This is a genomic window from Nonomuraea sp. NPDC051941 (assembly GCF_044593615.1).
Genome location: NZ_JBIUCF010000009.1, coordinates 41,520 through 65,817, shown reverse-complemented (window position 1 = coordinate 65,817; position 24,298 = coordinate 41,520). Strand labels below are relative to the sequence as shown.

15 protein-coding genes are annotated in these 24,298 nt (G+C 70.0%); 3 read left to right on the top strand and 12 right to left on the bottom strand.

Features of this window, described 5'->3' with window-relative positions; genetic code table 11:
• Positions 1 to 68: 68 nt before the first annotated feature.
• The gene (locus ACIHFD_RS17395; protein ID WP_397367738.1) at positions 69 to 1,409 is read left to right on the top strand and encodes a serine hydrolase; all 1,341 of its coding nucleotides are present in this window, start codon (positions 69 to 71) and stop codon (positions 1,407 to 1,409) included.
• A 9-nt stretch (positions 1,410 to 1,418) separates the two neighbouring features.
• On the opposite strand, the gene ACIHFD_RS17390 is transcribed toward ACIHFD_RS17395, so the two are convergent.
• A complete protein-coding gene (locus ACIHFD_RS17390) occupies positions 1,419 to 2,261 on the bottom strand; it encodes an NAD(P)H-binding protein (RefSeq protein ID WP_397367737.1) in 843 nt (280 codons plus the stop codon).
• A gap of 84 nt (positions 2,262 to 2,345) precedes the next feature.
• Here ACIHFD_RS17390 and ACIHFD_RS17385 point away from each other — a divergent pair, with 84 nt between their 5' ends.
• Positions 2,346 to 3,203, top strand: a complete 858-nt coding sequence (locus tag ACIHFD_RS17385; RefSeq protein WP_397367736.1) for a helix-turn-helix transcriptional regulator — start codon at positions 2,346 to 2,348, stop codon at positions 3,201 to 3,203.
• Positions 3,204 to 3,209: 6 nt separating this feature from the next.
• Here ACIHFD_RS17385 and ACIHFD_RS17380 read toward each other — a convergent pair whose 3' ends face one another.
• The 5 genes from ACIHFD_RS17380 to ACIHFD_RS17360 form a co-directional block, all read right to left on the bottom strand.
• Positions 3,210 to 6,317 (bottom strand): DUF2961 domain-containing protein, encoded by a 3,108-nt coding sequence (locus ACIHFD_RS17380; RefSeq protein WP_397367734.1) that lies wholly within the window; start codon positions 6,315 to 6,317, stop codon positions 3,210 to 3,212.
• A gap of 11 nt (positions 6,318 to 6,328) precedes the next feature.
• A complete protein-coding gene (locus ACIHFD_RS17375) occupies positions 6,329 to 8,362 on the bottom strand; it encodes an N-acetylmuramoyl-L-alanine amidase (RefSeq protein ID WP_397367733.1) in 2,034 nt (677 codons plus the stop codon).
• Between the two features lie 14 nt (positions 8,363 to 8,376).
• Positions 8,377 to 9,849 (bottom strand): FG-GAP repeat domain-containing protein, encoded by a 1,473-nt coding sequence (locus tag ACIHFD_RS17370; RefSeq protein WP_397367732.1) that lies wholly within the window; start codon positions 9,847 to 9,849, stop codon positions 8,377 to 8,379.
• A gap of 13 nt (positions 9,850 to 9,862) precedes the next feature.
• Entirely contained in the window at positions 9,863 to 11,335 is a 1,473-nt protein-coding gene (locus tag ACIHFD_RS17365) for an FG-GAP-like repeat-containing protein (RefSeq protein ID WP_397367731.1), read from the bottom strand.
• Between the two features lie 87 nt (positions 11,336 to 11,422).
• A complete protein-coding gene (locus ACIHFD_RS17360; RefSeq protein ID WP_397367730.1) occupies positions 11,423 to 14,023 on the bottom strand; it encodes an FG-GAP-like repeat-containing protein in 2,601 nt (866 codons plus the stop codon).
• 306 nt (positions 14,024 to 14,329) lie between these two features.
• Here ACIHFD_RS17360 and ACIHFD_RS17355 point away from each other — a divergent pair, with 306 nt between their 5' ends.
• Positions 14,330 to 15,307 (top strand): LacI family DNA-binding transcriptional regulator, encoded by a 978-nt coding sequence (locus ACIHFD_RS17355; RefSeq protein WP_397367729.1) that lies wholly within the window; start codon positions 14,330 to 14,332, stop codon positions 15,305 to 15,307.
• On the opposite strand, the gene ACIHFD_RS17350 is transcribed toward ACIHFD_RS17355, so the two are convergent.
• The 6 genes from ACIHFD_RS17350 to ACIHFD_RS17325 are packed head-to-tail and all read right to left on the bottom strand — an operon-like array spanning position 15,304 to position 24,129.
• The gene (locus ACIHFD_RS17350; protein ID WP_397367728.1) at positions 15,304 to 16,743 is read right to left on the bottom strand and encodes an FGGY-family carbohydrate kinase; all 1,440 of its coding nucleotides are present in this window, start codon (positions 16,741 to 16,743) and stop codon (positions 15,304 to 15,306) included. The genes ACIHFD_RS17355 and ACIHFD_RS17350 overlap by 4 nt on opposite strands.
• Entirely contained in the window at positions 16,743 to 17,714 is a 972-nt protein-coding gene (locus ACIHFD_RS17345) for a substrate-binding domain-containing protein (RefSeq protein WP_397367727.1), read from the bottom strand. The genes ACIHFD_RS17350 and ACIHFD_RS17345 overlap by 1 nt, the downstream gene beginning before the upstream one ends.
• Positions 17,711 to 18,781 carry an ABC transporter permease gene (locus ACIHFD_RS17340; RefSeq protein WP_397367726.1) on the bottom strand — a complete coding sequence of 357 codons (1,071 nt, stop codon included), beginning with the start codon at positions 18,779 to 18,781 and terminating at the stop codon, positions 17,711 to 17,713. The genes ACIHFD_RS17345 and ACIHFD_RS17340 overlap by 4 nt, the downstream gene beginning before the upstream one ends.
• Positions 18,778 to 20,283 carry a sugar ABC transporter ATP-binding protein gene (locus ACIHFD_RS17335; RefSeq protein ID WP_397367725.1) on the bottom strand — a complete coding sequence of 502 codons (1,506 nt, stop codon included), beginning with the start codon at positions 20,281 to 20,283 and terminating at the stop codon, positions 18,778 to 18,780. The genes ACIHFD_RS17340 and ACIHFD_RS17335 overlap by 4 nt, the downstream gene beginning before the upstream one ends.
• Positions 20,280 to 22,724, bottom strand: coding sequence for a glycoside hydrolase family 172 protein (locus ACIHFD_RS17330; RefSeq protein ID WP_397367724.1), 2,445 nt, complete (start codon positions 22,722 to 22,724; stop codon positions 20,280 to 20,282). The genes ACIHFD_RS17335 and ACIHFD_RS17330 overlap by 4 nt, the downstream gene beginning before the upstream one ends.
• Positions 22,714 to 24,129, bottom strand: a complete 1,416-nt coding sequence (locus ACIHFD_RS17325; protein WP_397367723.1) for an L-fucose/L-arabinose isomerase family protein — start codon at positions 24,127 to 24,129, stop codon at positions 22,714 to 22,716. The genes ACIHFD_RS17330 and ACIHFD_RS17325 overlap by 11 nt, the downstream gene beginning before the upstream one ends.
• Between the last annotated feature and the right edge of the window lie 169 nt (positions 24,130 to 24,298).

The following is a 24,298-nucleotide window of genomic DNA, read 5'->3' as shown; positions in this document are numbered from 1 at the left end:
ATCCCCACCAGCCAGACGGTGGCTCCCATGGTGGCCCGCCGCAACCCCGCCGCGATTGCCTGAGCACCATGAGAAACAACAAGCCCGTCCGCTTTCTGACGGCGGCAGCCGTCGCGGCCACGATGACGGCGGTCTGCGTGGGCCAGACCGCGCCCGTGCAGGCCGCCGCCGTCGCCGCGCCCGAGATCCCCGACACGCCCGCGGGCCGGCAGTTGCGCTGGCTGCTCGACGCCGCCACGCGCCCGCCGATCCCGGAGAGCGAGCTGAGGCAGCACTTCGCCGCCGAGTTCCTCCAGAGCGTCCCCGCCGACCGGCTGAACCAGACCCTGACCGCCTTCAAGGGCATGCGGTTCCAGGAGCTCACCAGGTCGGAGAGCGCCCTGCTCGTCGCCACGGTCGAGGCGGCCGGCGTCCTGTTCGACCTGTCGCTCACGACGGACGGCGCCGGCCTCATCAGCGGCCTGCTGTTCCGGCCGCAGGTCTCCCCCGCGCCCAAGGACTGGGCGGAGCTGGACCAGCGGCTGAGCAGGCTCGCGCCGCAGGCCGGCTTCATCGCCGCGGAGGTGGCCAAGGACGGCGCCTGCCGCCCCGTGCACTCCGTCGCCCCCGGCACGGCGCGCCCGCTCGGCTCCATGTTCAAGCTCTACGTGCTGGGGGCCGTGGCCGAACGCATCGCGAGCGGGGCGTTCGGGTGGGACACCCGGCTCACGATCACGCCGGAGCTGAAGAGCCTGGGGTCGGGCGAGCTGCAGAACCGCCCGGACAACAGCAAAGTGTCAGTGCTGGAGGCCGCCAAGCTGATGATCTCCATCAGCGACAACACCGCCGCCGACCTGCTCATCCACCGGGCCGGCCGCAAGAACGTCGAGCGTACCGCGCGGGCCTGGGGCGTCCGCGACCGGCGCGACACCCCCTGGCTCACCACGCGGGAGATGTTCGTGCTCAAGGGCGCCGGCTACCCGCGGCACGCCAAGAAGTACCTCTCACTGGGAACGGCCGGGAAGCGGGCCTACCTGGACAAGGTGGTCGCCAAGGTCCCGCTGTCCCGCGTCGCCGGGTGGACCGCGCCGCGCGGGCTGGACACGATCGAGTGGTACGCCTCCCCCGCCCAGGTGTGCCAGGCCTTCGCCCGGCTGTCGAAGCTGCCCGACAAGCACGTCGGCGAGGCCCTGTCGATCGACGACGCGGGGCTCGCGCTGGACAGGGCCCAGTGGCCGTCGGTCTGGTTCAAGGGCGGGTCGGAGCCCGGGGTGAGCGACGTGGGCTACCTCGCCAGGACGGCGGACGGGAGGTCGTTCGTGGTGACGACCCTGGCGATCGATCCGAAGACCCCGTTCGACCAGGCGCGGGCACTCTCGGAGCAGCTGGGGCTGACCCGTGGCGCGTTCGCGCTGGTCAAGGGTTCCTGAAGGCCACGATCACGAGGGCTCGTCGCGGAAGTCCTCGGCGTGGTCGCGGGCCCACTCGCCGTACGTGCGGGCGGGCCGGCCGGTGACCTTCTCGACCGTGTCCGTGGGGGGCAAAGGCCGGTCGACGGCGGCGGCCGACTCCTTGATCACCACGTCGGCGACCTGGGGCGTCGTCCAGGCGCTCAGCTCCGCGCGGTATTCCTCCAGATCCTGGACGACGAAGCGCACCGGACGGCCGATGGCCTCGCCGATCAGCTCGGCCTGGCGGCTGCGGCTGACCAGCTCCGGCCCGGTCAGCGGGTAGGTCGCACCTTCGTGTCCCGGCTCGGTCAGGGCGAGGGCGGCGACCGCCGCGATGTCCGCCTCGTGCACGGGGGCCGAGCGCGAGTCCGGGAACGGGTCGCGGACCACCCCCTCGGCCCGGACCGACGGCGCCCACTGGAGCGTGTTGGTGGCGAAGGCGCCCGGGCGCAGGAACGTCCAGGCGATTCCCGAGCGGGCCACGGCCTGCTCGGCGTCGCCGTGCATGCGGCCGATCGCGTCGGTCGAGGTGGGGTCGGCGAGCAGCGCGGACAGCAGGACGATGTGCTCCACCCCGGCGGTCGCGGCGCGGGTGACGAAGTCGTCCAGGCCGCGTCGCTCGGCGTACAGGAAGACCCTGGTGACGCCGGCGAGCGCGGCGTCGAACGTGTCCGGGTCGGCGAGGTCGCAGAGCACCGTTTCCACCCCGGCGGGCAGGCGGGCCGCGCCCGGGTTCCGGCCGGCCGCGCGGACGGGCTGTCCCGCGGCGAGAAGTCGCTGTACGAGGCCGCGCGCGACGTGCCCGCGCGCCCCGGTCACCAGAATCGTCATGCCACCAGGTTGGCCGCGCGGCCGGGACGGCGGGTAGGCCCCCGTGGGCCTGGGACTCGTGATACCAGGCCATGATGGAAGACGATGAACAAGGACGAGCTGGGCAGTTTTCTGCGGAGCAGGCGCGAGCGGGTCAGGCCGGAAGAGGCGGGGCTGGCGCCCGGCCGCCGGCGCCAGACGCCGGGCCTGCGCCGCGAGGAGGTCGCGCTGCTGGCCGGGATCTCGGTCGACTACTACATCCGGCTGGAGCAGGGCCGCGGGCCGCAGCCGTCCGCGCAGGTGCTCGCCGCGCTGAGCCGCACGCTGCGGCTGACCGGCGACGAGCACGACTACCTGCTGCGGATGGGCGGCCAGGCCCCGGTCCGGACCGGGGCCCCGCCGGAGGTTCCCGAGCACGCGCTGCGCCTGCTGGATCGCTTCGAGGAGTTTCCCGCCGTGATCGTCAATGTCTGCTGGGACCTGCTCGCCTGGAACCGGATGCTGGTCGCGCTCATCGGCGACCCGGCGGCCAGACCGCCCCGCCGGCGCAACACGCTGCGCTGGCTGTTCGGCGGCGCTCCCGCCCTGCTGAGTGATCACGCCGACCACGCCCGACAGGCCGTCGCCGATCTGCGGGCCAGCGGCCGCTACCCGGACGATCCCGACGTACGGGAGATCGTGGACGAGCTGACGGCGGCCAGCCCGCTGTTCGCGGAGCTGTGGGCGGCGCAGGACATCGAAGTGCAGCGGACCGTGACGAAGCGAGCCATGCACCCGGTGGTGGGCGTGATGGAGCTCGATTGCGATGTCCTGCCCCTGCCCGGCGGGGAACATCGCATCGTCCTCTACACCGCCGCCCCGGGCTCGCCATCACACCGCGGGCTCCAGCGTCTGCGAGCACTCACCGAAAGCAGCTCGATGAGCCCGCTCCCGGAGGGACGGGAGCGGGCTCGGGTGCCGTGAGGCAGGTCAGCGGATCTGGCTCGGTTGCGGCCACTCCGTACCGGCGGCGAAGTGGTCGTGCCACTTGATCGGCGTCGGCTGGAAGTGGCCGGCCTCCGAGGCGGCCACGAACACGTCCGCGGCGTCGCCCCTCGTGAAGGCGATCACGTCGGCCTTGCCGTCGGCGTTGACGTCGCCGACGCCCGGGACCTGGTCGCCGCCCGCGAAGTTGTCGTGCCACTTCCAGGCGTTCTCCACGAACCTCCCGCCGTCGGACAGCGACACGAAGACGTCGGCCGCCGCACCGCCCGTGAAGGTCGCGATGTCGTCGCGCCCGTCGCCGTTGAAGTCACCGACGGCGGGTGTCTCCGAGCCGACGGCGAAGTTGCCGTGCCAGCGCCACCCGTCGTGCCGGAAGACGCTGCCGCTGGACAGCGCCACGAACACGTCGGCGGACGTGCCCCGGGTGAAGGCCGCGACGTCGTCCCGGCCGTCGCCGTCGAAGTCGCCCACGGCGGGGATCTCCGTGCCGGCGGCGAAGTAGTCGTGCCACTTCCAGCCGTTCTGCACGAGCTTCGTCCCGTCCGACAGCGACACGAAGACGTCGGCGGCGCTCCCCCGGGTGAACGTCGCCGCGTCGTCGCGGCCGTCGCCGTCGAAGTCGCCCGTCAGGGCGATCTCCTGGCCGACGGCGAACGAGTCGTGCCACTTCCACCCGTCCTGTACGAACCTCGTCCCGTCGGAGAGCGAGGCGTACACGTCGCCGGTGCTCCCCCGGGTGAAGGTCAGCACGTCGTCCCGCCCGTCCTTGTCGAGGTCGGTGCGGGTGGGCGTGCCGGTGCGGCCGGAGACGACCGGCCCGGCGGCGGCCGTGCGGCCTGACAGGTCCACCGCCTCCACCCGGTAGTACCAGGTCGCGCCGGCGGCCAGCGGGCCGTGGGTGAAGCCGGGCGCGCGGGTGGTGCCGAGCAGCGTGTTCTGCGCGGACGGCGAGGTGGAGCCGTACACGCGGTATTCGCGGATGCCGAGGTCGTCGTCCGGCTCGCGCCACGTGAGGTGCAGCGCGTGCCTGTCGCCGCCGACCAGGGACGGCCCCTCGCTCGCCGTGGGGGCCCGGTCGTCGGCGTGCTGCGCCGGGACGAGGCTGTCGGCGGCGTACCGGGCCGCGGTCCACGGAGGCGCGCCGGCCGTGGGCCGCAGCTCGACCCTGATGGTGGACTTGCCCGCGGTCGCGCTCACCGGCAGCGCGAACGTGTCCGCCAGCCAGCGCTGGGTGCCGTTGCCGAGCGGCTGCCGCCACTCGCCGACGTCCACCCCGTCCACCAGGACCCGGGCCGCCTGGCCGGCGGCAGCCTGGTCGGAGGTGCGCCGCAGCAGCACGCCCGCGTTGCCGGCGTCCACGCCGAGCTGGAACGACACGGGGCTCGACGTGGACCGCGTCACCCCGCGCACGGTCTGGTGGTCCTCGTCCCCCTCGTACACCGAGGCGAGCGTGGCCTGGGTGGCGGCGCCGCTCTCCCGGTAGTCGTGCGCGGCCCTGCCGGCCGCGTCGCCGACGTCGAGGACGCTCGTGCGGTGCGTGCCGAAGGTGGGCTGCGCGTAGAGGAACGCGGTGGAGCCGTACGTGGCGGGCTTGTCGTTCTGCGGGCCGTGCTCGATGCCGAACCTGAGCGCGGAGGAGAACTCCACGCCGTCGGAGAGCATGAGCCGGTACGCGGCGTCGCATTCGTACGGGCAGCCGCCGCCGGCCTTCTCGTGCGCCGGGTTGCCGGCCAGCGGATCGTTGAACTCACCGCGGTTGAAGTACCAGCCGGACTCGTAGAAGTCCTCGGTCCCGGAGCCGTGGAGCTGCGGCGTCAGCGCGCCGTCCACGTATGCGCGCTCGTCGCCCTCCAGGTACTCCCGCGTGAGACCTTCGGAGATGAGCCCGGTCATGGTGTGCGAGACGCCGACGAACTTGCCCCGTCCCGTGCGGTCGGAGAACAGCCAGTCGGAGTCACGGACGACCGAGCCGCGCCGCGACTCGGTGGTGAAGTAGCCGGCCTGGCCGCCGGGCGCGAGCGCGTCCGCCCAGGAGGCGTCGGCCGCGGAGGTGACCTGCACCTCCAGGTCGTCCAGCGTGCGCCCGGTACCGTTGACCAGGCTGACCCTGGCCTCGGACCGGTACGGCATCGGCCACCACGTCGTGTACCAGCCGCCGCCCGCGGTGTCCACGGCGAACAGCAGCGACTTGACCGGGTACTCGCCCAGTCCGGCGCCGAAGAACTCGCCGACCGGAGAGTCGACGGTGGTCCGGCCGTCGAAGTCGAGCCGCAGCCGCAGCCCGGCCAGGGCGTCGTCGGTGGCCGACGCGTCCGGGACCCGCACCCGCAGCGCGGAGATCGCGCCGGAGCCGGTCACCCGGGCGAACTCGCGCTGCTGCCCCGCCGTCAGGCTCGCCTTCTGGGTGACGGTCTGCGCGCCGGGCCGGGCCGGCTTGGGGTCGCGGGTGCCGGACGCCTTCAGCAGGTTGACGACGTCGGAGGCGTTCTCGGCGGGGTCGAACCGCCGCACCCCTTCCGCGTCGGGGAAGTGGCGGTAGGTGACGTGGTAGAAGAGCGGGTTGTGCTGCGTGTACACCCGCATGGACTGGCGGTACGGCATCGGCACCTTGATGTAGACACCGCCCGAGCTCTGGTCGGCGTTGGCCACCAGCGGGAAGACGAACGGCCCGCCGACCTGCCCGTTGACCAGGCTCTGCAGCGGCGCGCTGACGACCACGGCGCCGTCGAGCTCGATGGTGATCGTGCCGGTGGCCGACACGTCGCCGCCGTCCCTGGTGAACCAGATCGAGGAGATCTCGCCGGCGCCCGTGTCCTCGGCGATCACGCACTGGCTTCCCGAGGTGCGCAGGCAGGAGTACACGCCGCCGAACCCGTCCTGGAAGTTGGCGCCGGCCCGGTCGAAGCTGGAGAACTGCCGGGTCTGGGTACCGGGGCTCAGGTACGGGAGCCGGTCGAGGCGCCGGAAGACGTCCCAGCCGATCGGCCCTTTGTCGGCCCCCGCCGCCGCGACAGCGGGCTGCGCTGTCACGGCGACGGGGGCGGCCACGAGAAGCAGGCTCGTCGCCAGCGCGGCGAGCAGCTTTCGCATCATCCGCGTGCCTTTCACAGGGTGGTCTCGCCGTTGAGGCCGAAGAAGTCGTGCCACTTGACCCCGGCCCCGAAGGCCGACGTGCCGTTCGACAACCCCACGAACACGTCGTTCGTGGTTCCCTTGGTGAAGGTGACGATGTCGTCCTTGCCATCGCCGTCGAAATCACCGGTGTAGGGGAACTCGCCGTTCGGAGCGAACCAGTCGTTCCACTTCACGCCCGGACCGAAGCCCTGACCATCCGAAATCGCGACCCACACATCACCGAGATTGTTGTTCGTGAACGTGACGATGTCGTCCTTGCCGTCACCATTGACGTCCGCGATCCGGGGCTGCTCACCGGCGAGCGCGAAATTGTCGTGCATCTTCACCGCGGCGTTGAAACCCGTCCCGGTGGACGTCGCCACATACACGTCATTCGTCGAACCCTGAGTGAAGACGATGATGTCGTCCTTGCCGTCACCGTTGACATCACCCACGGCCGGGTATTCGCCGTTCAAGGCGAACCAGTCATGCCATTTGACGCCGGCGCCGAATCCATGGTCGTTGGACAAGGCCACGTACACGTCGTTGGCCGTGCCACGGGTGAACGTGACGATGTCGTCCTTGCCGTCACCGTCGAAATCGCCGACCGCCGGCACTTCACCGCTCGGCGCGAAGAAGTCGTGCCACTTGGTCGCCGCCCCGAAGCTGTTCCCGGTGGACGGCGCCACGTAGACGTCGGCGTTCGCCCCCTGAGTGAAGGTGACGATGTCATCCTTGCCGTCGCCGGTGAAGTCGCCGGTCAGCGGGACCTCGCCGCTCAACGCGAAGTAGTCGTGCCACTTGACCGACGTGCCGTCGAAGGCGTTGCCGGTCGACTTCGCCACATAAACGTCGGCGTTCGCGCCGTGCGTGAAGGTGACGATGTCGTCCTTGCCGTCACCGTCGAAGTCCGCCGGAGAACCGCCCAGGAGCGAGCCGCCGCCACCGTTCACGAGGGACATGTAATAGTCCCAGTTCCAGTGCGGGCCGGGGTCGGTGTGGTCGTTGCCGGGGAGCTCATTGTGGCCGACGATGTTCGCGCGGGTGCGCGGGATGCCCCACTTGTCGGCCAGGTAGCGGGTCAGGGCGGCCGACGAGCGGTACATCGCGTCGGTGAACCACGACGGGTTGTCCACGAAGCCCTCGTGCTCGATGCCCAGGGCCTCGGCGTTCGAGGACCGTGCGTGGTAGGCGGTGTCGGTGTCGCGGACCATCTGCGTGACGTCGCCGTCGGACGAGCGGATCACGTAGTGGGCGCTGACCTGCGCGGACGGGTTCTGGAACCAGCTGATCGTGCCGGCGTAGGAGCCCTGGGTGACGTGGATGACGATCTTGCGGATGGGGCTGGAGCGGCCGGGCGAGTAGTTGTTGCCGTTGGCGGGGACCCAGTGCGCCGGCGGGTAGTCGGTGCTCAGGATGCCGGCCTGGGGTTCACCGGTGGTGGCCGCCAGGGGCTTGACCTTCTCGTACGTGCCGCGCTCCGGCCTCACCTTGCGCGGCTGGACGACGACCTCGGCCTTGATGCCCTGGGCGAGCAGGCCGTAGACGGTGTCGGCGTACAGGCGGGCCACCTGGTCATCGGCGGCGCCGCCGTAGCGTGCGACGACCGGGTACCAGGCGTTGACGTCCTTGCGCTTCGACGCGTCGAGCCCCGCCTGGTCGGCGAGGGCACGCAGGACCGCCGCGCCGCCGCGGATGTTGGCCGCGGTGTCGCTCTTCAGGTCGGTCTCGGACTCGCCGGTGAGCTTGGCGGCCTGTTCGAGGCTCTTGTGCTGCGGATTGCTCACCAGGTGCATGACGCCGTAGCCGTTGTCGCTGCTGGGTGAGCCGTTGTGGCCGTCGAGATGCGTCTCGCCGTAACCGACCGCCACGAGCAGGTCCTTGGGGACCTGGTATTCCGCTGTCGCGTCGGCGAACGCCCTGTCCAGCCCGTCCGCCTGGGCGGCGACGGCGGGCCTGGCGGTGAGCAGCAGCCCGCCGACGGCCGCGCATAAGGCGGCCTTACGCACATGCTTCCACTGCATTGTTCCGGCTCCTTCTAGAGGGTGGTTTCGCCGTTCAGGCCGAAGAAGTCGTGCCACTTGACCCCGGCGCCGAAGGCCGACGTGCCGTTCGACAGGCCGACGAAGACGTCGTTCGTGGTGCCCTTGGTGAAGGTGACGATGTCGTCCTTGCCGTCACCGTCGAAATCACCGGTGTAGGGGAACTCGCCGTTCGGAGCGAACCAGTCGTTCCACTTCACGCCCGGACCGAAGCCCTGCCCATCCGAAATCGCGACCCACACATCACCGAGGCCGTTGTTGGTGAACGTGACGATGTCGTCCTTGCCGTCGCCATTGACGTCCGCGATCCGGGGCTGCTCACCGGCGAGCGCGAAATTGTCGTGCATCTTCACCGCGGCGTTGAAACCCGTCCCGGTGGACGTCGCCACATACACGTCATTCGTCGAACCCTGAGTGAAGACGATGATGTCGTCCTTGCCATCGCCGTTGACATCACCCACCGCCGGGAATTCGCCGTTCAGGCCGAAGAAGTCATGCCATTTCTGGCCCGCGCCGAACCCGTTCCCGTTGGACAGGGCCACGAAGACGTCCTGGGTCGTCCCGCGGGCGAAGGTCGCGATGTCGTCCTTCCCGTCGCCGTCGAAGTCGCCGACCGCCGCGATCTCGCCGCCGGGCGCGAAGAAGTCATGCCATTTCGCGGCGGGACCGAAGCCCGTGCCGGTGGACGGCGCCACGTACACGTCGCCGCTGGAGCCGTGCGTGAACGTGACGACGTCGTCCTTGCCGTCACCGGTGAAGTCGCCGGTGTAGGTGGTCTCGCCGCCCAACCCGAAGAAGTCGTGCCACTTCACCGACGTGCCGTTGAAAGCGGTGCCGCTCGAGGTGGAGACGTACACGTCGGCCGAGGCGTTCTTGGCGAACGTGATGATGTCGTCCTTGCCGTCGCCGTCGAAGTCGGCCGGCGAGCCCGCCTGCATGCCGTGCATCCAGGCGGCCTCGTTCAGGAGCGAGCGGGCCTTGGCCTCGGACTGGTCGTAGCGGTCGGGGAAGGCGGAGCGCTGGACGCTCTGGGCGAGCTGCCCCGGGGTGTAGCCGGGGTTGGCCGCGTCGTTCCTGATGGCCCGGGTGAAGAAGGAGTTGGCGGCGAAGCTGACGTCGAGGATCTGCTCAGGGGTGCCCCAGCCCTGGCTCGGGCGCTGCTGGAAGACGCCGAGGGAGTCCTTGTCGCCGCAGTTGAGGTTGTTCATGTGGGACTCGACCCAGCCGGTCTCGAACGCCGCGAGCATCACCTTGTCGTTGGCGTTGAGGCTGCGGCCGACCCGGTGGACGGCGGTCGTCACCCACTGGTCGTGGACGGCGGGGACGGACGGGCAGGCGAGGAGGAGTTCGGCGTTGGAGCGGTGCTTGCCGGGGTCGGGGGCCGCCTGGGCGGGCATGGCCGAGGCGGCGGCGATCGCCAGCGCGCCCGCGGTGACGGATAACGCGCGGCCGATTCGGGATTTGCGCATGATGTCTCCTGGATCAGAGGGTGGTTTCGCCGTCGAGGCCGAAGAATTCATGCCATTTGATGCCGGTGCCGAAGGCGGAAGTGCCGTTCGACAACCCCACGAACACGTCGTTCGTGGTGCCCTTGGTGAAGGTGACGATGTCGTCCTTGCCGTCACCGTCGAAATCACCGGTGTAGGGGAACTCGCCGTTCGGAGCGAACCAGTCGTTCCACTTGACCCCCGGACCGAAGCCCCGGCCGTCGGAAACGGCGACCCACACATCACCGAGGCCGTTGTTGGTGAACGTGACGATGTCGTCCTTGCCGTCGCCATTGACGTCCGCGATCCGGGGTTGCTCACCGGCGAGCGCGAAATTGTCGTGCGCCTTCACCGCGGCGTTGAACCCCGTCCCGGTGGACGTCGCCACGTACACGTCATTCGTCGAACCCTGGGTGAAGACGATCAGGTCGTCCTTGCCGTCGCCGTTGACATCGCCGACGGCCGGGAACTCGCCGTTGAGCGCGAACCAGTCGTGCCATTTCACGCCCGTGCCGAAACCGGTCCCGGTCGACAGCGCCACGTACACGTCGTTGGCCGTGCCACGGGTGAAGGTGACGATGTCGTCCTTGCCGTCACCGTCGAAGTCTCCGACCGCGGGAATCTCCCCGCTCGGCGCGAAGAAGTCGTGCCACTTCGCGGCGGCGCCGAAGCCCGTGCCGGTGGACGGCGCCACGTACACGTCGGCGTTGGATCCCTGGGTGAACGTGACGACGTCGTCCTTGCCGTCGCCGGTGAAGTCGCCGGTCAGCGGGACCTCGCCGCTCAACGCGAAGTAGTCGTGCCATTTCACCGATGTGCCGTCGAAGGCGGTGCCGGTCGACTTCGCCACGTAGACGTCGGCGTTCGCGCCGTGCGTGAAGGTGACGATGTCGTCCTTGCCGTCACCGTCGAAGTCCGCCGGAGAACCGCCCAGGAGCGGGCCGCCGCCACCGCAGTTGCCACTGGTGTGCTTGGCGGCGGCTTCGCTGTAGCGGAGAGCCACGCCGTCGATGACGATCGGCTGGTTGCCGCCGTCGGCCTCCTGCTCGTAGTGCAGGTGCGGTCCGGTGGAGTTGCCGGTGCTGCCGACCTTGCCGAGTTCGGCGCCGTAGTCGACCCACTGGCCCCTGGTGGCCGTGATCCGGTCCAGGTGCGCCACGAGGCTCGTCCAGCCGCCGCCGTGATCCACGCGGACGTAGTTGCCGTAGCCGGGGTGGCCGGTGACCGTCTCGATCACCGTGCCGGGCGCCGAGGCCAGAGCGGGGGTGCCGAGGTCGCCGGAGCCGGCGATGTTGAAGTCGATGGCGTTGGCGACCTCGGTGGAGTGGTGGTAGTAGTCCCGCACCTGTCCACACGGCCACGGGGCGCGGAAGTCGGGGCGGGGCCCGGCCGCGGCGGCCGGGGCGGGCGGGATGAGGAAAACGCCGGCCGACAAGGCCGTCACCGATAACAGGATCCTGCTTCTCACGTGGTTTCTCCTGTCTGGAGGCCCGTTTTCGGGCAGGGCGCGGCAACGCGGCGCGAGGGTTGCCGTGCCGCGCGGAGGATTAGCGGGTCAGAGAGTCGTCTCGCCGGGCAGGCCGAAGAAGTCGTGCCACTTGCCGCCGCCGGCGAAGGAGGTGCCGGTCGACAGGCTCACGCGCACGTCGGCGGACGGCGTGTGGGTGAAGGAGACGATGTCGTCCTTCCCGTCGCCGTCGTAGTCGCCGACGTACGGGAACTCGCCCGCCGGGGCGAAGTCGTCGTGCCATTTCGTGGCGGCCTTGAATCCGGCGCCGTCCGACAGGGCCACGGAGACGTCGGCGGCGGGGTTGTTGGTGAAGGCGGCGATGTCGTCCTTGCCGTCGCCGTCGAAGTCGCCCACGCGGGGCTGGTCCGCGCCGGGCGCGAAGCTGTCGGCCACCTTGGTCGCGGGGCCGAAGCCGTGGCCGGTGGACATGGCCACGTACACGTCCGCCGTGGAGCCCTGGGTGAAGACGATGATGTCGTCCTTGCCGTCCCCGTTGACGTCACCGACGGCCGGGAACTCGCCGTTCAGGCCGAAGTAGTCATGCCATTTCTGGCCGGCGCCGAACCCGTTCCCGCTGGACAGAGCCACGTAGACGTCCGCGTCGGCGCCGCGGGTGAAGGTGGCGATGTCGTCCTTGCCGTCGCCGTCGAAATCGCCCACCGCCGGGACCTCACCGCTCGGGGCGAAGAAGTCGTGCCATTTCACGCCCGGTCCGAAGCCGTTGCCGGTGGACGGCGCCACGTACACGTCGCCGGTGGTCCCTTGGGTGAAGGTGATGATGTCGGCTTTCCCGTCGCCGGTGAAATCGCCGGTGTAGGGGAGCTCACCGCTCGGGGCGAAGAAGTCGTGCCACTTCGCGGACGCCCCGAAGCCCGTGCCGGTCGAGGCGGCGGCCCACACGTCCGCGCTCGCCCCGTGGGTGAAGGCCACGATGTCGTCCTTGCCGTCCCCGGTGAAATCCGCCGGCGAGCCGCCGAACATGGTCCCGCTGGTGCCCGTGTAGTACACCTCCAGTTCGGCGATGGAGGTGAAGGTGCGGGTGCCGCCCGGGGCGCCGATGACGCGCACGCCGTCGCCGTCCACCGGGTTGAAGCCCAGCTCGTACGTGCGGTTCGGGCCCGCCGTGTTGTCGTACGGGTAGTCAGGCGTGATGCGCAGTCCGGTGACGTTCACCCATTCGTGGTTCCTGCGGACCTGCACCCGCAGATCGCCCGCGAACCAGCCGCCGTCGCCGAAGATCTGCCCGCTGGTGAAGGCGACCTTGTTCATCAGGTATTCGCGCGGCCAGGTGTAGCCCCACCAGCTCGCGCCCTTGCGCTCGTCGTTCCAGTCGTCCTCGCTCTGCGCCTTGTTGCCGTCGTTGTAGAAGCCGACGTTGCCGAAATGCGCCACCCGCTCGACGCCGGTCGTGCCCGGCTCGCGGGCCAGGTTCCTGGCGCCGTCGGGCGTGTTGGCCGGGGTGGTGTCCACGTGCGGCTCCAGGCGCATCTTGCGCAGCGAGAACGTGTACGCCCAGTGCTGCCCGTCGGGGAAGCCGCCGCCGCACGGGCAGACGTTCGACTGCAGCCACATCGACTTGCCGTCGGCGCTGATGTACTTGGACGGGATCGTGGTGGCGTAACCGCCGTGCTTGGTCGTGGTCCACGGGTAGCCGCCGAAGTCCTTGCCGAAAAAGTGCTTCCACGGCCCCCACGGCGTGGGCGACTCGTAGAACTCGAAGGTGTACTCCGTCCAGGATGTGTAGAGGTAGCGGTTGAGCGGCTTGTTGTACACCACGCCGCCCTGGCTGAGCACGGTCAGGTTCTTGGCCCGGTTGGCGGTGTAGACGTCCTGGTAGATGCGCCGGTCGTCGTGCATGACCGCGACCCGGCGGCCGATGTCCGCGGACCAGGTGGGCGCGCCGGAGGCGGCGAAGCCGCTGACGAACTCCCAGGCCGACCGGTTCTGCACCTGGTCCTTGGGCACCCGGGCCAGCCACAGGTCCACCGGGTCGGGCACCCGGTTCGCGAAGGAGTCGCGCCAGTTGTGGTCGAGGCCGTAGGCGTAGACGTAGCCGTCGGGGGCGTTGCCGTACGCCTTGCCGTAGTCCAGGAACATGATCGTGGTGAACACCCCGTTGCCGAACATCGGCCCCGACCTGTCCCAGGTCCACGTCCTGCCGTGGTCGGTCGACTTCGCGATCGTCGCCGCCGGGGCGTCGTCGAAGTCGAACGCCAGGTCCTGCACGGCCAGGTAGAGCGTGCCGGCCACGCAGGCCATGCCGGTGGGCTTGCGCGTGTGGTTCGCCGTCCACACCTGGCCGACGTTGTCGCCGATCGGCAGCTGCGCGCCGGTCAGGTTGCCGGGCATGCCCGAGATGCGGGCCACGCCGATGTCGCTGTACGTGCCCGCGAACCCGATGCCGTCACCGTAGGCGGTGTAGACGTTGTCGTCGTCGGACCAGCAGTTCGGCCACAGGTCGCCGTGGTTGCGGTTGTCGCCCGCGGCGGGCGCGCCGACCGTCGCGCCGGAGTCGATCTGCACGGTCGAGAAGAACGGGCTGGGCGGCGGCGAGGCGGCGGCCGTCGCCGCCGGGACGGCGGTGATGGTCATCGTGAGCAGCGTGGCCAGGCCCGCGCCCAAACATCGTCGAACGATCGAGAACATGACTTCTCCTGGCGGTGCGGGACTCCTGAGCGCATGGCAGTCAGGAGGCCGTGAGGTGGGGGTGAAGGGAGAAGAGATCTGAGCAATCGATTTCTGGATGAACGTACAATCGCGGCCTGACAGCCGTCAAGCCCTGATTTGTCAGGATTTCAGTTGAGCATTTGCCCAGGTAAACCACTACATTTCAATATTTCAGGAAATGTGGAAGTATGATCATGACCGGAAAGCGATTCCTGGACCAGGACCTCGACCCCAACCTGCGGCGAGGAGGGGCGCGGGGCTCCGCGATGGTAGAAACTTGGTGCGATGCCCACTATCTACGATGTCGCACGGGAGGCCGGCGTGTCCGCCGCCACCGTTTCCCGCGTGCTCAACGGCGCCCAGACCGTCGACCCCGCCATGGTCGCCCGGGTGCTCACGGCGGTCCGCGAGCTCGGCTACCGCCCCAACGCGGTCGCGCGCAACCTGCGGCGCAGCCGTACGTCACTCTGGGCCGTGATCATCTCCGACATCGGCAACCCGTTCTTCACCTCCATGGTGCGCGGCGTCGAGGACGTCGCACAGCAGGAGGGCTACTCGGTCGTACTGTGCAACAGCGACGAAGACCCGGCCAAGGAGGAGACCTACGTCGCGGCGGCGCTGAGCGAGCAGATGGCCGGCGTCATCATCTCCTCCTCGGGCAGCGTCAAGGCGGCCAAGACGCTCATCGACTCGCCCGTGCCCGTCGTCGCCGTCGACCGCGAGCTGCCCAGGGGTGCCGTGGACACGGTGGTGGTCGACAACGAGGGAGGCGCGCGCACGGCCACCGAGCACCTGCTCGCGGCCGGATACCGGCGGATCGCGTGCATCGCGGGGCCCGAGGGTGTGAGCACCGCCGACCTGCGCCTGCGCGGCTACACGACGGCGCTGCCGGGTGACCCTGTGATCGTCCGCGCGGACTTCCGCGAGCAGGGGGGTTACGACGCCATGGCCGCACTGCTGTCCTCTCCCGAGCCTCCCGACGCGGTCTTCGTGGCCAACAACCTCATGACGGTGGGCGCGCTGCGCTGCCTGACCGAGCGCGGGGTGGACGTGCCCGGACAGGTCGGCCTGGTCGGCTTCGACGAGATCCCGTGGGCGGACCTGGTGCACCCGTCGCCGTCGACGGTGACGCAGCCGACGTACGAGCTGGGCCGCATGGCCGCCCGCCTGCTGGTCGACCGCATCGCCACCCCGGCCGCCAAGCCCGCCACGATCGTCCTGCCCGCCGAGCTCCATCCCCGCGGGAGCTCCACCCCCCGTTAACGGCTCGCGAGCTCGTGGGCGATGTGGGAGGTGGAGTCGTACAGGTCCCGGTAGAGCCCGTACAACCGCGCGTAGTCCTCGGCGGCGGCCGGGTCGGGCTCCACGACGGACGCCACCGGGTTCCAGCCCGAGCACGAGACGCCGCAAGCCTGGGCCGCCAGCATGGCGTCGCCGAAGGCGGCGCCCACCGTGTGGGTGGACAGGACCTGCTCCTGCTGGAGCACGTCGGACACGATCCGCGTCCACAGCCCGCCCTTGGTGCCGCCGCCCACCGCGACCAGCCGCTTGGCCGACCCGCCCGCGGCCCGCATGGCCTCCAGGTTGTGCAGCACGCCGAAGGCGGTCGCCTCCAGCGCGGCCCGGTACAGGTGGCCGCGCCCGTGCCGCAGCGTCAGCCCGATGAGGGTGCCGCGCGCGTCCGGGTCGAAGAGAGGCGTGCGCTCTCCCGCGAAGTACGGCAGCATCAGCAGCCCCTCCGCCCCGCGCCCCACCGCCGCGGCCTCGGCCGTGAGCGACTCGAACGAGGCGCCGGTCAGGTCGCGCAGCCATCCGGTGACCGCGCCCGACGTGGCCATCCCCGCCGCCAGGTTGTACGTCCCCGGCGAGACCCCCACGGTCCCCCACAACTGCGGCGAGACGGCCCGCGAGGCCAGCACCTCGACCAGGAACATCGTCGTCCCGTACATGAGCATGACGTCGCCCGGCGAGGTCGCCCCCACGCTCAGCGCCTCGGCCCACGCGTCGATGGTCCCGGCCGCCACCGGGATCCCCTTCGGGAGCCCGGTGGTGGCGGCGGCCGCCTCCGTCACGGTGCCGACGACGTCGCCGCTCCACGCCAGCGCGGGCAGCTCCAGCTCGGGGAAGAGCTCCCAGTCGTCGATCCACTCGTGGGTACGGGTGTCGTACAGGGGCGTGCACTGGCTGGCCGCGTGATGGTCGAGCACGTACGCGCCGGTCAGCCGGTACGCCAGCCACGAGTGCGCCATGAAGATCCGCCGCGTCCGGGCCCACACCTCGGGCTCGTGGGTGCGCAGCCATTCCAGCTTCGGCCCCACCGCCTGGGAGGTCAGCGGCGACCCGCACCGCTCCAGGATCGCGGAGGCGCCGTACCGGGAGGTCTGCGCCGCGATCTCGGCAGTGGCCCGGGTGTCCACCCCGTACAGGATCGCGGGCCGCAGCGGCGTGCCGTCCTGCGCGCAGGGCAGCACGCACGGCCCGATCCCGCTCAGCCCGACGGCGGCGACGTCCGGGCGGGCCAGCTCCGCCACGATCGAGGTGAAGTCGGCCCACCAGACGTCCTGCGCCGAGTGCTCGAACCAGCCCGGCCGTGGCGAGGCGGTGCGGTGTTCGCGGACCGCCGTCGCCACGACCGTGCCGTCGGGCGCCACGAGCACCCCCTTGGAGCTGGAGGTGCCGATGTCGACTCCGAGGAACATCAGTTCTGCCCCGACAGGTCGAACTGCTTGTAGAGCTCGGCCGCGTTGTCCTTGGTGACCTGCGTCGTGCCGAGCACCTGCTTCTTCTCGACCTGCTGGCCGTGCAGGATCTTGTTGACGGTGTCGGCCGCCTCCTGCGCGCCCGTCGGGTAGATGAACGTGGCCGAGAGCTGGCCGAGCTGGACCGCGCGGATGCCGCCGTCGGGGATGGCCAGGCCGTCGATGCCGATGAACTTGATCTTGTCGGCCTTGCCCGCCGCCTGGGCCGCCAGGTACGCGCCCAGCGCCATCGGGTCGTTGTGCCCGTACACGAGGTCGATCTGCTCGTGCTGCGCGAGCCACTGCTGCATGATCGGGGTGGCCTGCTCCTTCACCCACTTGCCCTCGCGGTCGGCGATGATCTTGATCTTGGGGTTGGCCGCGACGGCCTCGCGGAAGCCCTTGTCACGGTCGATCTGCGGCTGGTTGGACATGATGCCGCGCAGCTCGACGATGTTGCCGCCGTCCGGCAGCAGCCTGACCGCCTCCTCCCCCGCCTTCCTGCCGATGAGCACGTTGTCGCCGCCGATGAAGGCGGTGTAGCAGTCGGTGTTCACGGTGCGGTCGAGGACGATCACGGGGATCTTGGCGTCGCACGCCTGCTGCACGGCCGCCGTCAGCGGCGCGGGCTCGGTGGGCGAGACGATGAGCGCGTCGACCTTCTGGGTGATGAAGTTCTGGACCTGGGAGACCTGCGTGGCGCTGGACTGCTTGGCGTCGGCGATCGGCAGCAACTCGATGTCCGGATATTTCTTCAAAAAGTGCTGCAACTGCAGGTTGAGCTGGGCCCGGTACGGCTCGGCGTTGTTCGACTGCGAATAGCCGACGACGAACTTCTTCTTCTCGCCGGACGACGCCGACGGCGCGGGCGCCTTGGACGCGCACGCGGCGGCCAGGAGCGCGCACAGCACGATGGTGATGGTCTTCTTCATGATCGAGACCCTCCTCGGAAGATCTTGAAGAGATCGGGACGCTGCAGGACGACCGCCACGACGACGATCAGTCCCTTGATGACGAGCTGCCAGTTGTCGCTGACCGCGTTGAGGCCGAGCACGTTGTCCAGGAGCGTCAGGATGAGCGCCCCCACGAACGTGCCGGCGATGGTGCCCTTGCCGCCCGCCAGCGACGCCCCGCCGATGACGGCGGCGGCGATGGCGTCCAGCTCGAACGACTGCCCGGCCTGGGGGTCGGCCGAGGCGCTGTAGGCGGCGTCGATCGGCCCGGCGAAGCCGGCGAGCATGCCGGACAGGGTGAAGACCGCGATCGTGACCGCCGTGACGTTGACGCCGGACAGCCGGGCCGCGGTGGGGTTGCCGCCGACGGCGTACACGTGCCGGCCGAACCGGGTCTTCGTCAGGATCAGGTGGAAGACGACGCAGACCACGATGAAGGCCAGCACCGGATAGTAGATGCGATCAAAGAGGTTGTGCCCGGGGGTGCCGAACAGCTGGAACGCCTCAGCCTGCGGCGTCAGCTTCCCGTCGGCCCCGGCGATCTGGGTGCCGACGCTGACGTTGTCGCTGACCTGCCGGTCGAGCCCGCGTACGACCGAGAGCATGGCCAGGGTCATGACGAACGACTGGATGCGCAGCCAGGCCGTGCCAGCGCCGTTCAGGAACCCGAAAAGGGCTCCCACCGCCATGCAGATCGGCACGATCTGCCACGGCTCCAGCGAGAACTTGGCGAGCATCATCGCGGCCGTCATCGACGCGATGCCCAGCAGCGAGCCCACGGACAGGTCGATGCCGCCGGTCAGGATCACCAGCGTGACGCCGACCGCCAGGATGCCGCGGGAGGCGAAGGCGCCGATGGCGTTGGTGAGGTTGGTCTCGTTCAGGAACATCTCGCCCTTGGTGGCGATCCCCACGGCGAGGATCAGCACCAGGCCGATGTACGCCTGCGCGGCCCCGAGGGCGGAGAGCGTGCGCCGCATCCGGCTCTCCCCCGGCGCCTTCACGGGCGGCGCTGGATCGGGTGGCGCGGTCTTCACGGTTGTCATAGGGTCACCTGCTGTCTTGCCATGGCGGCCTCGAGGATCGCCTCCTGCGTCGCCTGGCCTCTCGGGAACTCGGCGGTGATGCGGCCCTCGCAGAGCACGAGGATCCGGTCGCACATGGCGAGCAGCTCGGGCAGCTCGGAGGAGGCCACGAGCACGCCCTTGCCCTCGGCGGCCAGCGACGACATGAGCGCGTGGATCTCCGCCTTGGCGCCCACGTCGATGCCGCGCGTGGGCTCGTCCATGAGGATCAGCGAGGGCGCCGTGAGCAGCCACTTGGCCAGCACGACCTTCTGCTGGTTGCCGCCCGAGAGGTTGCCGACGGTGAAGCGCAGTCCGGGCGTCTTGACCCGCAGCGCGCGCACCTGCTGCTCGACGGCCGCGCCCTCGCGCCGCCGGTCCACGGTCCAGAACCGCAGGTAGCGCCTGAGCGATGACAGGCTCGCGTTGAAGGCCACGCTGTTGCCCAGCACGAGGCTCTGCGCCTTGCGGTCCTCGGCGACCAGCGCGACACCGCGCTCGATCGCCTGCTTGGGGCTCCTGGGACGGTACGGCGCGCCGTACAGGCTGATCGATCCCTCCGACGGCCGGTGCACGCCGAAGATCGATTCGAGCAGTTCGCTGCGCCCGGCGCCCATGAGCCCGGCCACGCCGACGATCTCCCCGGTGCGCACGGTCAGCGAGATGTCCCGTAGCGCCGTGCGCCCGGTATCCCGGTCTCCCGGCACGCGGAGCCCCTCGACCCGCAGCAACTCCTCACCTTCGGTGGCGCCGTCGGCGCGCGGGAACATCTCGCCCAGGGGGCGGCCGACCATCATCTGGATGAGCTCGTCCCGGTTGATGCCGGTGCGCTCGCCGATGTACTGGCCGTCGCGCAGCACGACGACCCGGTCGGCGATCTCCTCCAGCTCCTCCAGCCGGTGCGAGATGTAGATGACGGCCACGCCGCGCCCGGTCAGGTCGCGGATGACCTCGTACAGCCGCTGCACCTCCGCGTCGGCCAGGGCCGAGGTGGGCTCGTCCATGACCAGGACGCGGACGTTCTGCGACAGGGCCTTGGCCACCTCGATGAGCTGGCGTTCGGCGATCTTGCACTGTTTGACGAGCGTGCGCGGCGACAGGTCGAGCCCGAGGCCGCGCAGCAGCTCGGCGGTGCGCGCCTCGGTGGCCCCGCGGTCGAGGAGCGCGCGTTCCTGGCCGAGGAAGATGTTGTCCGCGACGGACAGCTCGGGCACCAGGTTGAGCTCCTGGTGGATCATGGCGATCCCGTGCCGCCGCGCGTCCTTGGGCGAGTGGGTGTGCGCCACCTCGCCGCCGATCTCGATCTCGCCCTCGTAGTCCTTGAACACCCCGGCCAGGATGTTCATCAGCGTGGACTTGCCGGCGCCGTTCTCCCCGAGCAGGGCCACCACCTCGCCCTCCGCCACGGTGAGCGACACCCCGTCGAGGGCCCGCACGCCGGGGAAGGACTTGCCGATGGCCCGCATCGCCAGGACGGTGGTCACCGCAGGCTCCACGCCGTGTAGGAGGCCGCCGACCAGGGGGTCTTCGGGGTCAGCTGGACGGTGATCTCCCGCTGCCCGCGGGTGACGCCCGCCGGGATCTGGTAGACGTCCTCCAGCCACCTGCGGGTCCGGTTGCCCAGCGGCTGCACCCAGTCGGCCAGCCGCCGCCCGTTGACGGTGACCTCGGCGTGCTGCCCGGCGACGCTCTGGTCACTCGTACGGCGCACCTCGACGCCCTGGTTGTTCCGGTCGATCGTGAGCCGGAACGTGACCGGGGTCTGCGTGACCCGCTGGGTGGCCTTGAGCGTGACGGGGTTCCTGAAGTCGCCCTCGAACGCGGACTCCAGCGTGGTGACCTCGCCCTGGCCGGTGTAGCCGTGCTGCCGCTCGCTCGCCGGGTCGCCGACCGTCAGCGAGTCCGTCTGCGCCGTGGCGCTGCGGTCGGAGCCGTACCAGTAGGCGGTGGAGGAGTAGACGCCTTCGACGTCGTTCGTCCAGCCGTGCTCGATGTCGAACGTCAGCGAGCCCGCGAACGGCACGGCGTCGCCGATCATCAGCCGGTACGCGCCGGTGCAGTCGTTCTCCGCCGGGCAGCCGGTCGCCGGGGCCAGGTGGGCGGTGTTGCCGTGGAACGGGGTGCTGAAGGTCTCGCGGTTGAAGTACCAGCCCGCCTGGTAGAAGTCCTCGGTGCCGGTGCCGTGGATCTGCGGGGTGCGCGAGCCGTCCACGTAGACGCGCTCGTCGCCTTCCAGGTAGTTGCGGTTGGTCGGGCCGCGCATGGTGTGGCTGATCCCGACGAACTTGCCCTGCGCGCCGGAGACCCGCAGGAAGGGCCAGCTCGTGCCGGGGGTGGTGCCGCCGGCGCGCGACTGCGTCCTGAAATAACCGACATTTCCTGATACAGGGCGGTTGGCTGACGTGACCGTCGCCTGGCCTTCGATCGTGCGGCCGGAGTCGTTGAACAGCTCGACCGTCGCGCCCGTCCGGTACGGCATCGGCCACCACGCGCTGAGCGTGCTGGTCGCGGCGTCGACCGCGTACATGAGCGACTTGACGGGCAGCATCGCGTGCCCGCTGCCGAAGAACTCGCCGGCCGGCGAGTCCACCGTGCGCCGGCCGTCGAACGTGATCCGCAGCCGCAGCCCCTGCAGGATCTCCTGCGCCGTCCTGATCTTCGCCAGCTGGGGCTGGTCCATCGGGAAGGCGAAGGTCCGCTCGCCCTGCCACGTCTGCGCGACGATCGTGTAGTGGTGCGCGGCCTCGGCGGCCGCGTCGCCCACGTCCACGGTGTCGGTACGCTTGCCGGCGCTGTCCACCCAGTACGTGAACTCGTTGTAGTCGAGGTCCGACGAGGCGAACACGTTCTTGATCGTGATCTGCGACTTGCCCTTGGTGGCACTGGCCGGCAGGTCCACGACCTCCTCGGCCCACATCCCGGCGGCGCCCAGCCTGCTCGGCGGCCACTGGGCCACCTCCTGGCCGTCCACCAGGACCTTGGCGACCTGCCTGCCGATGGCCGGGTCGATGCGCCTGGTCAGCCGCACGCCGTCGTTGGCGGGGTCGATCTTCACCGTGAACTCGCTGGAGCCGTTCCGGCCGAACGCCCGGCCCTCGTCGGCCTCGGTCTCAGGCAGCACCTGCTCGGCCTGGGGCAGCTTCAGCTTGATCGCCGACAGCAGGCCGGCGCCCTGGGTGCGCGCGACCCGTACCGACTGGCCGGGAGCGAGGCGGATCGCGGCGTCCTGGGAGCGCGCGCCCGGGACGGCGGGCTTGGGGTCGCCGCCCGCCTTGAGCCGGTCGATGACGTCCTGCGCCTTGTCGGCCGGGTCGAACGTGCTCACGCCCTCGGCGTCGGCGAACGTGCGGTAGCTGACGTGGTGGAAGAGCGGGTTGTGCTCGGTGGTGATGCGCATCGAGCGGGTGAACGGCATCGGCACCTCGACGTAGACGCCGCCGGAGCTCTGGTCGGCGTTGCCCACGAGGGGGTAGGCGAAGGGGGCGCCGAGCTTGCCGTCCACCAGGTCCTGGAGGCTCGCGTCCACCACCTTCCTGCCGTCGAGCTCGACGGTGATCCTGCCGGTCCTGCTGACGTCGCCGCCGTCCCTGGTGAACCAGATGGCCTGCACCTCGCCGGCGCCGGTGTGCTCGGCGATCACGCAGCCCCCGTCGTCGGTGCTGCTCAGGCACGAGTACGTGCCCTCGAACCCGTCGTTGTTGTCGCCGGTGCGGTCGAAGCTGGAGAACTGCTTGGTCTGCACGCCGATGGGCAGCTCCGGCAGCCGGTCGAGCCTGCGGTAGACGTCCCACCCGACGGGTCCCTTGGCGCTCGCCTGCGCCTGCGCCGGTGCGCTGGGGCCCTTGGCGCTCGCCTGCGCCTGCGCCGGTGCGCTCAACCCGCCCAGGACGAGCGCGGCCGCGAGGAGGAGAGGACTAAGCCGCATCGCCGAACCCCTCGAACTCGACGCCCAGCTGCTTGCAGACCGCTTCCAGCTCGGCGATGTAGTCGCCGGGGACCGCGTGGATGTGGTTGGAGCCGAACCGCCCGAGGAACTCGGTGGCCGGCACGTGCAGCCTGGTGAACGCGTGCGGCCACTCGAACGTGGACTGCCGGGCCATCGCCTCGTTGGTGGCGTCGTCGTACAGCTCGAAGTCGCCGCGCATCACGTGCATGCGGTACTGACCGTCCCTGCGGGTGAGGCGGGCGAACGTGGCGGCGCCGGGCGCGGCGAGGTGGTGCACGCTCGCGCCGCCCGCCGGGAAGAAGAACACCTCGGGGTAGAAGTGCGTCCTGGCGAGGTTCTCCTCGGGGTCGTCGGACCTGGCCGCGTACCAGGTGGCGTGCTGGCCGGAGTTGCACAGATCCCAGACGTCCTTGTCCGCGTGGTAGTGGCGGACGTCGGCGAAGAGCACCGGGTCGCCGCTCAGCAGCTTCAGGATCTGCATCGTCAGCGCGCCGTCCATGTCGGCCTCGGTGGCGCAGACGTGGGTGTCCTTCGGGCCCTCCCAGTCGTACGGGTCGTTGAGGAAGGCCTCGGCGAGGTCCATCGTGCAGAAGTGGGTGGTCAGCTCGGGCTGGCCCTTGATGCCGGAGAAGTCCAGGTTCCACTCGTCGATGAGCTCGCGCATCGCGTAGTACGTGCGGATCTGGCGTTCGAGCAGGTCCGGCGTGAGCTGCTTGCCGTCGTAGTGCACGTTCCCCTTGGCCTCGAGCCACTGGCGGGCCTGGGTGACCCGCGTCTGAGAGGCGTTCTCACTCCGCCGGACGATCTCCCACTGGTCGATCTCCTCGACGTCGACGCCGAACGTACGCATCCACTGGTCGGTGTTGGCGACGGCGGTGTACATGCCCATCGGCCGGCCGCCGATCCGGCCGAACGTCGAGCCGCGCAGGCCCCGGACCGCCTGGGCGGCCCGCACCTCGGTCAGCACGCGCTCCCTGACGGCGGGGTCGTCGATGTCTCCCCAGGCGCGGGCGTGCACCCGGCCGATCTGGTCCAGGCCACCGCCGCCGGCGAGCATTCCGACCATGCCGGGCTGCGCGGGGTCGATGTTCGCCATGAGCAGCAGCGGTCCTGGAGTGGACTCGGCGGCCAGCATGGTGAAATGCGGGAAGGCCCAGACCGCGTAGTTGAAGATGGTCAGATCGGGCCGGCGATCGGCCAGCCATCGCGCCTGCGACGTGGCCAGCTCGTTGGTCCACACGATCTCCGGCGCCACGATGACCTCGTGGCCCTCCTTGCGCAACGCCTCCGCCAGGGCGGTGGTGGCGTGGGTGATGTGCTCAACGAGATCGCGGGCGACGAAGTCCCGCCCGTCCGAGATGCTCAGCACTCCGATACGTGCCACGGGTTGTCCTCCATGCATACGAGAAATCGATTGCTCAGAAATCGATTTCCCTCAACCTAGATCCGACCTTTTGACCCGTCAATCCCGCTTCACATCACAGAATCACAACGGTGAACCGATTTCTCAAACCCCGATCCCAAGGCCCACACCGGCTCACCGTCGCGGACGA